The organism is Pseudomonas sp. BAY1663 (assembly GCF_000582595.1).
In the GTDB taxonomy this organism is placed as follows: domain Bacteria; phylum Pseudomonadota; class Gammaproteobacteria; order Pseudomonadales; family Pseudomonadaceae; genus Stutzerimonas; species Stutzerimonas stutzeri_AF.
In genome coordinates this window covers 111,547-123,742 of sequence record NZ_AZSV01000003.1, presented here as the reverse complement: position 1 = coordinate 123,742, position 12,196 = coordinate 111,547, and the positions used below count along the sequence as shown (strand labels likewise).

The window sequence follows — 12,196 nt, the reverse complement described above, 5'->3', positions numbered from 1 at the left end:
TCCCTGTCCCTTCGTTCTTCGCTCGGCGTCCATGCCTCGCGTCCCCCTGCGCGACACCTCCACTCGGCCTCCTGACGGGAACGGAGTCCGAGTTGCCTGGAAGACCGTTGATGCTTGCTTTGGCTTGGCTTTTTCTTTCTGTACGAACCATCAGGCAACTCCAAACGCCCCTTCAGGAGGGTGAGCGGAATCGTTGCGTAGGGGGTTGAGCGGCATGGACGCCGCGAGAGACGCGAAGGGACAGGGACATCCCTTCGCGGCGTGCCCTGGAGCGGCGATGGAGAGAACGAACCCCGGCGCAGCCGGGGCCGGATGCAGGGGCAAGACTTTTTGGTTCCTTTGGGCGGGGCCGGCCATCCGGCGACTGCCAAAAGGAACTCGCCCAGCAGGGCGAAACCAAGCATTCAAGCAGCTCGCTAAACGCCAATGAAAGCAAAACTTTCATTCAACACACCCAATCTTGCCAGTCCGGTGTCAATCCTTGCTTCCCCAACAAGACACGGCGCTCATCGATTTGCCGAGATCACCGCCGCGCCGGACCGTGGCTTGCGCTTGGGCAGGTAGCGCTTCAGCGACAGCGCCGGTGCTTCGACCAGATGCCAGGAAAACACCGCGAACAGGATACTGGCGAGCAGGCTCAGCGTCATGAACACCGGCAGGGGCAGGTCCGGCCCGGCCCAGTGCATGATCAACTGCTGGAGCGGAAAGCTGAAGATATAGATGCCGTAGGAGAAATCGCCGTACTTGCCGAAGCCCGACAGGCGCGGAATCTTCAGCTGTGCGAGGTAGAGGGTGAGATACGGCAGCGTCAGTGCATGCAGGGGTTGCCATAGCTCGGTGCGGGCGCTGAGCACGCTCAGGGCGAGCAGCGCCAGGGCGATCCGCCAGTTCCAGGGGATGTGCAGGCGGTACAGGTAGAACACCACGCCGAAGTAGAAGAATATGCCGAGCCGGGTGATTTTCCACAGCAGGTCGCCCTGCAGGCCGAGCTCCGGCAACAGGTAGAAATGCACCACGAACAACAGCAGCAACACGGCCAGCGCCATGCTGGCGAACACTTTCAGCAGACCGAGCAGCAGCACCGTCACGTACATCAGGGTTTCGTAGGGCAATGTCCACAGCGAGCCATTCACCGTATCCGGGAAGGGATTGGCCGCAAATACGCCCGGTAGATGGAACTGGGTGAACAGTGCCACGTTGCTGAAATAGGCCAGCGTCCTGCTGCTGCCCAGGTACTGGCCGAGTGGCAGTTGCGTCGCCAGCGGCCCGACCACCAGCATGGCGAACAGCACCGCGACGATGAGTGCGGGAAAGATCCGCAACGCTCGCTTCACGACGAACTCCAGGGCGCTGTGGCTGTTGCACCAGGAGCCGGCGATCAGGAAGCCGCTCATTACGAAGAACACGTGTACCGCGATGTCGGCGGTGTCGTAGCTGCCGCTGAACAGGCGCACCGGTTCGCTCATGCCGCGGCCGGACAGCCAGTAACTGTGCCCGACCACCACCAGCGATGCGGCAAGGAAGCGTAGGAAATCGAAGTTGTTTTCGTTGTGTTGCAGGGACCGCGTCTGCATCGGCATGGGCCTCTCGATCGATTCGGCCTGGTTCGCGGACGACCAGGTGGTGATGTCATTGCAGGGGGAAGGATTCATTCATGCCCAGGCTGCGGGTCTCGCCGTCGCGGATCGCCTGCTCTATGAGTTCCAGGCGTTCCGGCGTGCGGTGGCGTCGGGCGAACTGTCGTAGCAGGAAGAGGAAAAGCACGCGGTTGAGGTGGTACACCCAGGGCTGGGCGGCCCAGATGTGCTTGTCGAACCAGGCCTGGTTGCGTGCCGTGTAGTAGGCGCGCAAATCCGAATTGCCGAGCAGGAAGGCCTCATAGATGTTGCGGGTGTGCGCCTTGATGTTCCAGGACAGCTCCAGTTCGTCGATCACGGCCTCGGTGAACAGGTAGAGCTTGCCGCCGGCGGCGGTGATGCGCCGGGTGTATTCGGTGTCATCGGCATAGAGCACCAGCTCGCGTAGCGGCAGGCCGATGCTCTGGTAGAGGCTGCGGTGCGCCAGCATGCCTCCGTAAGGCGCGAAGGGGAGGCTGATGTCGTGCGCTGGCTTGCCCGCCGGCTTGCCCCAGGGCAGTCGCCGCCAGAGCTTGTAGGGCAGTTGGGCGACGTGAAAGCCGAAGTAGCTGGAGCGCGGCTGAATGGCGAACCGTGCCGGCACGCCCGTGGCGATGTCTTCCTGCTGGGTCGGGCGGAAACCCAGCACCGCGACCTGCGACTGGCCATGCTGCCGGGCGAGCCGTTCGAGCTCGCGGTGCAGGATCCGCACCGCCGAGGCGGTGGGGGCATTGTCGTCGTCCATCATCCAGATATATTCCGCGCCGGCCAGCAACGCGGCCTCCAGGCCCACGGCATAGCCATTGGCCGAGCCGGTGTTGCGTTCCAGCTCGATGAGTCGGACCCGTGCCGGCCAGCGTTCGAGCAACTGCTCGAGGGGGGCGCTGGAGGCATTGCTGACGACCAGCACCTGGCCGATCTCGTCGAAGGTGAGGGCCGTTTCGATCATGCGTTGCAGATAGGCCAGGCGGTCACCGTAGGTCACCGTCACGATCGTGGTCCGGCGCTTCAGCGGCTCCTCGCAAGGCATGAAGTCGATTATCTGCGCGCTCTGGCGGCGGTATTGGGCAAGGGGCTGGATCATCACGTGGCGGTTCCGTCAGGGCTGTTCGGGCGTGGTGAGCGGCGGGTGGATCGGATTCGCCGCAGGCATGGGGTCTTCGGCGGGGGCGAAGATTGAATGGAATATGCGGATGAAGCCGGCCCCCGGTGTGCCGTCCGGCGTATTCGGGAGCGGGATGAGTTCCGTGTACGAGTAGCCATCCGCCAGGACCAGCGAAATGCCGATCAGTCCTTCTTTGCTCATGCTGTGTTCCTCCCATCCGGGCGATACGGCCCTGATCAGAATGAATATCGTCTGTTGTCTGTCGGTTGCTGCAGGAACGAATCCGCCGCCGGATCGGCGAAGCGATGTCCCTGGTAGCTGGGTGTCTGGTCGCCGGATGGCGGGGTGCAGTCGGCTGCGGCCTGTGCGGATGACAGGCTGAAGGCGATCGTGCTCGGGGTGCTTTTCTGGCAGCCGTCGTTATCCGCCCCGGTATCGCGCGCAGGCGAAAAACGTGGGGTGCTGGTCAGCGACTCGGCCACCGGGGCGGCCCAGGCGGGGCAGGAAAGCAGCAGGGCGAAGCCCAGGGTGCGAGTGGCTCTGATCCAGAGCTTTACAGTATTCATCCTTGAATCCTCATGGGGGCGGTTGTGCTCAGGGGTGTTTCACGGCGATACCGCGGCCGGGTAGACCTGCACGTTGGGCGCTCGGGCAGGCAATGGTTCCTGGTTGTCGTAGAGCGCGGTCTCCCTGATGCGCGCTTCGACGAATGCCTGGATTTCCTGTTGAAAGCGGTCGATGGAGAAACGCTCTGCATTCCGGCGGCAGTTCTGCGGGCTGATGCGCAGGCGTTGCTCTTCGAACCTGGCCACGGCCGCGATGATCGCAGTGGTGGTCTGCTCGGGATAGAACACGCCGGTGGGGTGGGGATGGTCGAGGCCGCGTACGGTCTCCAGCACGCCACCACGACCGAAGGCGATGACCGGTGTCCCACAGGCCTGCGCCTCGATCGGTGCGATGCCGAAGTCCTCCTCGGCGGCGAAGACGAAGGCCTTGGCGCGCTGCATGTGCTGCAACAGCACCTCGAAGCTCTGGTAGCCGAGCAGGCTGACGTTGGCACCGGCGATCTCGCGGGCCTTGTCCATCTCCGGGCCGGCGCCGATCACCACCAGATGCTTGTCCGGCATGGCCGCGAAGGCTTCGATGATCAGCGGGATCTTCTTGTACGGCACCATGCGCGAGGCGGTGAGATAGAAATCCCCCTTTTCCTCATGCAGGAGGAACTGCTGGGTGGCCACGGGCGGGTAGATCACCGTGGACTGGCGCCGGTAGCTCTTGTTGATGCGCCGCCCGATGAAGTACGAGTTGGCGATGAATTCGTCGACGCCGCTGGCGGTGCGCTGGTCCCACATGCGCATGTAGTGCAGCAGCATGCGTGCGAGCTTGGCCTTGACGCCACGGTCCAGGCTCGCCTCGTGCAGGTACTGGTGCTGCATGTCCCAGGCATAGCGGATCGGCGAGTGCACATAGCTGATATGCAGCTGGTTGGGACCGGTCAGCACGCCCTTGGCCACGGCATGGCTGCTGGAGATGATCAGGTCGTAGGGCGACATGTCCAGCTGTTCGATGGCCAGCGGCATCAGCGGCAGGTATTTCTGGTAGTGGGTCCTGGCCTTGGGCAGTTGCTGGATGAAGGTGGTGGTGGCGTGCTTGCCTCCCAGATGGGCACGGTCTTCATCGGAGAGGAAATCGATGACCGCAAACAGATCGGCTTCCGGCCAGACTGCGCACAAGCTGGCGAGTACCCGCTCGGCGCCGGCATAAGTCACCAGCCAGTCATGAACGATGGCGATTTTCATTGGATGACCTTCCTTGTTCGAATGTATGAGGCAGCGCGTGCCTGTGGCCGCGGGGCAGGTGCGCATGGTCCTTTCAGCGTGAGTGCAGGCGTGCGAGTGGCTGCATGTCGCGTCGGCCGGTCAGCCGCTTGCCGAGGAGAATGAACGGTTGCTCCACCAGGTAGCGGCACAGCTGCGCGGCAGCCAGCGCCAGCAGCATGCCGAGTGTCGCGGTGATCAACGCGGCGGCGCCGCCATCGAGGCCCAGGCCGGTCGTCAGCCTGTGTGTCAGCTGCTGCAGCGCGGGCAGCAGCAGATAGAGCGAGTAGCTGATGCTGCCGAGCCAGATCAGCAGCGGGCTGTTCATCGGCAATCGACTGCTCAGCAGGCGGAACCCGGCGATGCCCAGGACATAGGTCAGCACGTAGCGCGGCCAGCTCTCGCCCGGGGTCGGTGCGGCGGCCCAGCCCGCGAGGAAGATCACCGGCAACACCACCCCATAGAAGCGCAGCGTATGCCGGGCATACTCCCGCGCGCGTCTGCGGGCGTAGCTGCTGCCTTCGTGCTGCGCCTCGTACCACACCGAGGCGAAGAACATCAGCGACAACACCAGTGGCAGCGTCACCGGCAGGTTCAGCATGAACAGCTGCCGGGCCAGCGCCAGCAACAGGGCCAGCGCGAGCAGCAGCAGGGCGACAGTGGAACGCAGGCTCACGCTGTGCAGCAGCCCGCTCCACTGGAGCCCCAGACACAGCAGATAGAACACCAGTACCACGGGCAAGGGCCCGTATTGCTCGAGCACCTCGAACGACGGGGTGGCGAGCGTTGCCGTGGCACCTGCGAACCAGCCCGCCGCAGGTCCGAGCATGGTGACGACGATCATGGTCGCCACGACATAGGCCGGGAACAGGCGCAAGAAACGGCGGACGAGGAAACGGTATGCATCGTCATGGCCGGCCCGCAGGCTGGCCGGCACGACGAAGCCGCTGATCAAGAGAAACCAGAGCATGCCCAGCAGCCCCGGATCCAGCACGTGCTGCAACAGCCATGGCTGGCCGAGCAGCGGCACGAACAGGGTCTGCAGTAGCACCAGCAACACTGCGCTGCCGCGCAGCGCGTCGATATGCGCCAAGCGTTCCATGGATAGCCTCGGTCGATGGACTGGAATGGGAGGGTGGAAAGCCGTTGCACCGTCATGCCGTGCAAGGCGGCGCGTTTGCCTAGGAGCGTTCGGAGGACCAGGCCGCGAGCCGTGGCTGGCCGCTCTTGCCGATCAGCGTCCGGTCGATCAGCTGTGAAACCTCCCGCGCCGAATGCTTCCAGCAATAGCGCCCGGCATTCGCCAGCCCCAGGGTGCGCAGGTCATTGCGCAGGGTGGCGTCCTGCAGCACGCGGCTCATGCAGCGGGCGATGTCCTCGATGTTCAGCGGTTCGAAATACAGCACGCTTTCCCTGAGCACCTCGGGGATCGACGCGGCACGTGCGGCGATCACCGGGCAGCCGCAGGCCTGCGCCTCCAGCGGCGGTATGCCGAAGCCCTCGTACAGCGAGGGGAAGACGAATGCCGTGGCGCCCCGGTATTGCTGCACCAGTTCGGCGTCGCTGAGGCGGCCGAGCATGCGTATGCGCTGGTTGCCGTTGACGCTGTAGTCCGGGGCCGAGAACACCGAGTGCGAGTCGCCGACGATGCGCAGTTCGACCTCGTCGAAACCTTCGAGGCTGAGGAAGGCCGCCACCATCCGCGTGAAGTTCTTGTGCGCGTTGGGCGAGGAAACGGCCAGCAGATAGGGTGTGGTGTGGCTTTCGGGCGCGCTGGCGCAGAGCGGGCGGAACGCCGGCGCGACGGCATTGGGTATCACGCAGATGTTCGCGCTCGGATAGCCGTAATAGCGCGAGATCTCCCGGCGGGAGAAGTCGCTGACCGTGATCAGCGCCTTGATGCGTTTGAGCAGCACGGGGGTGATCCCTTTGTAGAGGCTGCGAAAGAGGCGCGAGTAGCTTTCAGGGTGGCGGACGTAGGTGATGTCGTGGTGGGTGGCGATCTGGTTGCGATAGGCCAGCGGCGCGGTGTTGCACAAGGAAACCAGCGGCGGGTTGCCGTGGCGTGCCAGCCACAGCGGCAGGTCCAGTTGCTCCCAGAGATGGCCGGTGTTGCGGCCGATGCGGCGTACCTGCAGCCGGTCGGCGCTTTCGTGCATGCGGATGGCGTGCGGTGCGACGAACACCAGGTCCTTGCGCATGGCGCCGAGCTCCAGGCAGACCTGCTCGGCGAAACGTTGCACACCACGGGTTTCCTGGGTCAGGAAACGTGCGTTGATGACGATCATTGTCGGTGTTCTCCCTATGAAGGCATGGGCGATCCGGGGGGCCGGGCCCAAGGGGGCGGCTGCGGCGCCGCTTCGGGGGACGTACGGGGCTGGGGCGAAACTGGCGAAGCCTGGGTGGTTACGCGAACGCTCGGGGAATCGACGCGATCATTGTTCGGCCGGTACCGGTCGCAGGCTGATGATCTTCGGAAAGTCATCGAGCTCCACCGTTGCGCTACAGGCACTGCCGCTGGCCGGGCATTCCCAGCGCGTGGCGGTGGTGATCCGGCCGCGCCGAGGTCGGGCGGTATCCAGCAGTGCCAGCTGCCCGGCCTTGCCCTCGCTGGGCTGCAGCTCGACCGCGCGTGGCTTGCCGGCGCTCCAGGCCACCATCAGGTCATCGTCGCCACGGGCGAAGCGCAGCAGTACCACGTCTGCGATAGCGTGCTCGACCCGCCCACGAAATTCGTACTGGCTGGCGATTTCGCTGATGGCGGCGAGTACCAGGTAGGCCGGCTTCAGCGTGAAGTCCTGGCGGACTAGGCCGAAATTGTGCTCGCGCTCGCGCGGGTTGGTGCCATCGTTGCGGAAGTCGTACCACCACATCCCCTTGATGTTGGGCAACGTCCTGGCCAGGAAGAAGCTGCGGGCCAGGTAGGCGGCCTGCAGGCTTTCGTCGATGCCGCAGGCGCCTGGTGCGATGGCCAGGCCATTTCGGTCAGGTAGAGCGGCACCGGTCGTCCGGCGGCGCGGGTCAGCGTCTTGTCGACTTCGTCCATCCACTTGATCCAGGCTTCCGGGGTGTTGCGTCGCCAGCCCCGGCAGTGCACGTAGGGATGCAGCGACAAGCCGTCCAGCGACTGCATGACGCCATTCTCCAGGAGGCGCAGGGCGAACCCCGATTCGATGCCCTGGCTGGTCACCGCACCGGCGAGCACCTTCGCGTTCGGGTCGCGCTGGCGGATGATGCCCGCCGCATCGGCGATCAGGCGGGCGTAATCCTGGGTGAACTGCGGGTCTTTCGGGGCTTCCACGTCCCACTCGTTCCAGATTTCGTAGTACGCCACCCGGCCCTTGAACGTTTCGGCGAGGACGTCGACGTAGCGATTGAAGGCTGCCCTGACCGGCTCGCTGCGTGGTTTCTCGCCCTTGCCGTGGTACGGATTGCCGTAGCCGAGGATGAACTGGGTAGTCAGGCCATGTTCGGCCGTCACCGTCAGGTAGCGATGCCAGGATGGGTCGATTTTCAGCTGGCTGCGCTGGCGCTCGACATAGGCCCAATGGGCATCGGTGCGTACGGACGTAATGCCAGCGTCGCGCATCATCGCGTAGGCACGGCCGCTGGGGTCGCCCTTGTGCAGTTCATGCGCGCAGACGCCGACGGTGAAGGGGGCATCGAGGGGCTGCGCCGAGCCATCGAAGGACAAGCCAAGCAGCCCGCCGAGCAGCGCTGCGTGCAGGGTAGAGCGCATATGAAACATCCGTGACCGTCCGTTCTCAGATCAGGCGTTGCAGTTCGGGAAGTCGCTGTGCCGCCAGGATGCCCGTCGGGGCTCGCGCCGGCGTCAGCACATGGGATATGGCCAGCCCGAGGAACAAGGTGGCGGTGGTCACTTCCAGCACATCGGTGGCCCAGGCCACCAGGCAGAGGCAGAAGACGATGGGCAGCAGCGCATTGCGCAGGCGCGGCCCCCGTTCCTGCAGGCGCAGCAGCAGTGGGAACAGCAACAGGTACAGCAGCACGCCGAATACGCCGAGCATCCCCCACAGGTACAGCGCGGTGTTGTCGGCGATGCTCAGCAGCTCCAGCCCCGGTACTCGATAGATCTGGCCGGCGCTGCCCACCACGCCCGAAGCCGGCTCCCCACCAGCCCCAGCCCTCGCCGGTGATCACCGCGATGAAATTCGGCCAGCTGTTGATCAGGCGGTCGGCGAAGGACGCCAGCAACGTGCCGTTGTTGGCCGCATTCGGGTCCAGGCTCAGCAGCAGGCTGGCGATCGGCAGCGCCAGGCCCGTCAGCACCGCGATGAGGAATGCCGAGGCGCTGGCGAAGCGGTATGCCGTGACGACCAGCATCAGCAGGGTCAGCGCATAGGCGGCCGCGGTGGACTTGTTGGTGGTCAGCACGATGCCGACCAGCGCAGCGGCATACAGCACCAGCCTGAGCAGCCGCGACCGGATGAAGGCGGCGATGAACAGGCTGTAGATGGCGATCATCACCGACAGGGCGGTGGACATCCGGGCGAAACCACCGATGCGGTCGATATCGTCGAACGCCCAGGAGCGGTTGGCGCTCAGTTCGACCTCGCCCACCATGTAGCTGTAGCCCTTCCACGGCACGTTGGTGAGCAGGTCGAGGGCGATGCCGGCGAACGATGCGATCAGGCAGAAGCCGATGATTCTGCGCAGCAGCGACAGGCGCAGTTCCAGGTGCCGGCCGCAGATCAGGCCGAACAGCAGTGGAATGTAGATGAACAGGCTGAAGCCGATGTTGCGCAGCTCCGCGCCATGCATCAGTGCCAGCTGGCTGGAGGTGAGCAGCCCCAGCAATGCCAGCCAGAACAGCGGCCAGCCGCGGTAGCGCAGCAGTTCCAGGCACAGCGCGGCGAGGCAGGCGACCTTGGGCAGGTACAGCAGCCAGGAAATGCCCAGCATGTCGAAGTAGTAGCGCAGCGCGCCGGAGAAGGTCTCAGTCAGCAGCAGCGAGGCGACGACCAGCGTCAGCAGCGTCGGCTTGTCGAATGCCAATGGATTCGAGTCGCGGCGTCGCGGGGTGATCAACAGGCTCTGGTTCATGGTGGCTACTCGTTCCCTGAAGTGTCTCGTGCAGGATGGACTGGTACTGGTCCAGCATGCGTTCCATATCCAGCATTGGCAGGACGCTGGCGCGGGCCTGGTTGCCCAGCTTTCGGCGCAGATCGCAATCGATGTACAGCCAGAGCATGGCGATGCCGAGCGAGTCCGGGTCGTCCGGCGAACAGAGCAGGCCGTTGTATTCGTCGCGGATGATCTCCGGCAGCCCTCCCATGCGAGCGGCAATGACCGGCAGGTGGTTGGCGCAGCCTTCGACGGCGACCAGGCCGAACGGCTCGGCCCAGCGCGAGGGCACCACCAGCACGTCGATGCTGCGCATGAATTCATCGCTGTCGCAGTAGCCGAGGAAGCTGACCTTGGCCGGGTCGGCCATGGCCCTGAGCCCGGCCTCGTAGTCCAGCTTGCCGCGCCCGGCGATGTGCAACTGGGCATCTATCTCCAGGCGCTGGAATTGTTCGATCAGCCAGCCGACGCCCTTGTTATCGGAGAGCGTGCCGATGTAGCCGAAGCGCAGCGGGTAGTTGGCCTGCTTATTCGGCGGGCGATCCTGCCCTGGGTTGGCCGGCGTGCAGTTGTGCACCACATGCTGACGGGCTCGGGCGAAGTAGCCCTGGCCGACGACGCGCTCGAGCACGAAGCGGCTGACGCCGATCACCGTCGCCACCTGCGCAGAGGCGGCCGCGTGCCTGAGGCGCAGGGCCGAGCACAGGCCGCACTGGAGTTGGCAGCTCTTGCCGTGGTTGAACATGGTGTCCTTCGGGCAGAGCAGATACAGGTCGTGCAGCACTTGGACGATGGGCAGGCCGGCGGCGCTGATCTCGTCCCAGGCGGAGATCGACCAGCCGGTGAGGTTGCTGCTGAGCACGATGTCCGGCCGTTCGCGGGCGATCACCTCGCGTACGTAGCGGCGCATGCCGGCGTTGTAACGGTCGCGGTAGTGCCATCCGAGTCGGGCGAGGCGCGAGGGGCGCTGCTGGGTGTAGTGCCAGTAGCCGTTTTCCAGCCCGGCGCGGTAGACCGGCACGCCGTCCTGGATCTGCAGGTGCAGGCCCGCTTCCGGCCCCGTGGCCAGTACCACCACCTCGCACCCGCGCCGCTGCAGCCCCTCGACTTGCTGGCGGAGCACGATTTCCGCCCCGCCACCGATATGCGGGGCGTAGAACGCATTGAGAAATAGGATCTTCATCGATCGACTCGCTGTTCGAACCTGTCGGGCCGCCCTGGAGCGCTTGCCGGTGCTGCGCTTGGTCTCAGGCGAAGCAATGGAGATAGCGGGTCGGCACCCGGACTTTCTGTTCGCGCTGCAGCAGCTTGAGCAGGATGACCGAGCGCTCCTCGCCATCGCTGCTGACGAAGATGGCTTCGATGTCGCCGAAGCCGCCGCCGCTGAGCTGCACCCGCTCGCCGGGTTTGAATGCCGCGGCCGGTGTGCCTTCGGGCTGCGCGAGGCGCCGGCGCAGCTGTTCGATCAGTTCATCGCGCACCGGTATCGGTTGGCCGCCGAAGGTCACCACCCGGCTGACTCCGCGCGTCGAGCGGATCGGATACCAGTTGTCGTGGAGGCAATCGAGGCGGATGAACAGGTAGCCTGGAAACAGCGCTTCATCAGCCCTGGCCTGGCCCGGGCGTAGCGGGGGATGTGTCTTGAGCGGCCGGTAGCATTCGAAGTGCTGGCGGCGCAGGTGTTCCTCGGCGCGTGCTTCCTGTCGCGGTTTGGTCTGGATCAGGTACCAGCGGGGTGCATCGTTCGGTGACATGAGGCGTTCCTTTCCTTGTTGCCTGCGTTTGTCCGGATGAGCTGCAGAGCGGTCAGGCCAGACTCAGCGTCGGCCGTTTTTCCTGGCCCTCCACCACGCAGAAGCGCTGGAGGAGTTCCTTGATCTCGTCACGGCTGTTGAACATCAGCACGTCGATGATCGACAGCGACGGTACGAATGGATGCTTGAACTGCGCGTAGGTGATGTCGTCCATGCGCAGGAAGCGCAGCAACAGGCCATCGGCACGGAAGCGGGCGGGGCAGTACAGCTCCAGGCCGCCGATGGGGTTGAGATACAACTCGCCGTCCATGCGATGGCAGATCTGGATGACCCGGTCCTGCATCTCCATTTTGGCCGGCAGCCCGAGGCTGGAGCCGCAATAGATCGGGGTCTCGATGTCCAGGTAGGCGCAGAGGCGACGAATCGAGTTTTCGGTGAACAACGCCAGGTTGCGTTCGGGGTATTGCAGGATGTCGCGGAGCAAGGGCAGCACCTGCTCCCGCTGTGGCGCCTTGGCGTAGCAGCGTTCGAGCATCCGCAACAGCGCATCGGCCTCGCGCTCGAAGTCATCGCAGAGCCAGCGCTGGTTGACGCTCTCGGCCTGGTGGCCTTTCTTCAGCGGGAAGGTGATCAATTTGGGCTGGCCGTTGACCAGCACCCGGTTGCGATTCATCCATGAGCCCTTCATGTATTGCAGGTCGTCCCCCAGCACGAAGACGTCACTAATGGCGATCAGTTGAAAGTAGCCCAGATAGGGGAAGAGGTAGGGCTGCATCATCGCGACGGTTCTGAGCACGGCACATCTCCTTGGTGAGTGTT

The 12,196-nt window shown here is 64.6% G+C and carries 10 protein-coding genes and 2 pseudogenes; all 12 read right to left on the bottom strand.

Annotated elements, in window-relative coordinates; genetic code table 11:
* Positions 1 to 506: 506 nt before the first annotated feature.
* The 12 genes and pseudogenes from BAY1663_RS02095 to BAY1663_RS02040 all read right to left on the bottom strand — a co-directional run bounded on the left by BAY1663_RS02095 (position 507) and on the right by BAY1663_RS02040 (position 12,173).
* The gene (locus BAY1663_RS02095; RefSeq protein WP_037037621.1) at positions 507 to 1,574 is read right to left on the bottom strand and encodes an acyltransferase; all 1,068 of its coding nucleotides are present in this window, start codon (positions 1,572 to 1,574) and stop codon (positions 507 to 509) included.
* A 55-nt stretch (positions 1,575 to 1,629) separates the two neighbouring features.
* Positions 1,630 to 2,646, bottom strand: coding sequence for a glycosyltransferase (locus BAY1663_RS02090; protein ID WP_128576032.1), 1,017 nt, complete (start codon positions 2,644 to 2,646; stop codon positions 1,630 to 1,632).
* Positions 2,647 to 2,715: 69 nt separating this feature from the next.
* Positions 2,716 to 2,922 carry a hypothetical protein gene (locus BAY1663_RS02085; RefSeq protein ID WP_037037604.1) on the bottom strand — a complete coding sequence of 69 codons (207 nt, stop codon included), beginning with the start codon at positions 2,920 to 2,922 and terminating at the stop codon, positions 2,716 to 2,718.
* 35 nt (positions 2,923 to 2,957) lie between these two features.
* The gene (locus BAY1663_RS02080) at positions 2,958 to 3,287 is read right to left on the bottom strand and encodes a hypothetical protein (protein ID WP_037037603.1); all 330 of its coding nucleotides are present in this window, start codon (positions 3,285 to 3,287) and stop codon (positions 2,958 to 2,960) included.
* A 39-nt stretch (positions 3,288 to 3,326) separates the two neighbouring features.
* Positions 3,327 to 4,520, bottom strand: coding sequence for a glycosyltransferase family 4 protein (locus tag BAY1663_RS02075; RefSeq protein ID WP_037037601.1), 1,194 nt, complete (start codon positions 4,518 to 4,520; stop codon positions 3,327 to 3,329).
* A gap of 73 nt (positions 4,521 to 4,593) precedes the next feature.
* A complete protein-coding gene (locus BAY1663_RS02070; RefSeq protein ID WP_037037599.1) occupies positions 4,594 to 5,640 on the bottom strand; it encodes an acyltransferase in 1,047 nt (348 codons plus the stop codon).
* 79 nt (positions 5,641 to 5,719) lie between these two features.
* Complete coding sequence (locus tag BAY1663_RS02065) at positions 5,720 to 6,826, bottom strand: glycosyltransferase family 1 protein (protein ID WP_037037597.1); 1,107 nt, start codon at positions 6,824 to 6,826, stop codon at positions 5,720 to 5,722.
* A gap of 147 nt (positions 6,827 to 6,973) precedes the next feature.
* Positions 6,974 to 8,286, bottom strand: a pseudogene (locus BAY1663_RS02060) (hypothetical protein).
* A 16-nt stretch (positions 8,287 to 8,302) separates the two neighbouring features.
* Positions 8,303 to 9,602: pseudogene (locus tag BAY1663_RS02055) on the bottom strand (hypothetical protein).
* Positions 9,496 to 10,806, bottom strand: coding sequence for a glycosyltransferase family 4 protein (locus tag BAY1663_RS02050; protein WP_037037595.1), 1,311 nt, complete (start codon positions 10,804 to 10,806; stop codon positions 9,496 to 9,498). The pseudogene BAY1663_RS02055 and the gene BAY1663_RS02050 overlap by 107 nt, the downstream one beginning before the upstream one ends.
* Positions 10,807 to 10,870: 64 nt before the next feature.
* Positions 10,871 to 11,377, bottom strand: a complete 507-nt coding sequence (gene rfaH / locus BAY1663_RS02045) for a transcription/translation regulatory transformer protein RfaH (protein WP_037037593.1) — start codon at positions 11,375 to 11,377, stop codon at positions 10,871 to 10,873.
* Positions 11,378 to 11,429: 52 nt separating this feature from the next.
* On the bottom strand, positions 11,430 to 12,173 hold the full coding sequence (locus BAY1663_RS02040; protein WP_037037591.1) for a WbqC family protein: 744 nt from the start codon (positions 12,171 to 12,173) through the stop codon (positions 11,430 to 11,432).
* Positions 12,174 to 12,196 lie beyond the last annotated feature (23 nt).

What these genes read in the sequence shown, in the direction of transcription:
- BAY1663_RS02075 (WP_037037601.1), bottom strand. Translation starts at nt 4,520, where the DNA reads ATGAAAATCGCCATCGTTCATGACTGGCTGGTGACTTATGCCGGCGCC.
- BAY1663_RS02085 (WP_037037604.1), bottom strand. Translation starts at nt 2,922, where the DNA reads ATGAGCAAAGAAGGACTGATCGGCATTTCGCTGGTCCTGGCGGATGGC.
- BAY1663_RS02080 (WP_037037603.1), bottom strand. Translation starts at nt 3,287, where the DNA reads ATGAATACTGTAAAGCTCTGGATCAGAGCCACTCGCACCCTGGGCTTC.
- BAY1663_RS02070 (WP_037037599.1), bottom strand. Translation starts at nt 5,640, where the DNA reads ATGGAACGCTTGGCGCATATCGACGCGCTGCGCGGCAGCGCAGTGTTG.
- BAY1663_RS02050 (WP_037037595.1), bottom strand. Translation starts at nt 10,806, where the DNA reads ATGAAGATCCTATTTCTCAATGCGTTCTACGCCCCGCATATCGGTGGC.
- BAY1663_RS02090 (WP_128576032.1), bottom strand. Translation starts at nt 2,646, where the DNA reads ATGCCTTGCGAGGAGCCGCTGAAGCGCCGGACCACGATCGTGACGGTG.
- BAY1663_RS02065 (WP_037037597.1), bottom strand. Translation starts at nt 6,826, where the DNA reads ATGATCGTCATCAACGCACGTTTCCTGACCCAGGAAACCCGTGGTGTG.
- BAY1663_RS02095 (WP_037037621.1), bottom strand. Translation starts at nt 1,574, where the DNA reads ATGCAGACGCGGTCCCTGCAACACAACGAAAACAACTTCGATTTCCTA.
- rfaH (WP_037037593.1), bottom strand. Translation starts at nt 11,377, where the DNA reads ATGTCACCGAACGATGCACCCCGCTGGTACCTGATCCAGACCAAACCG.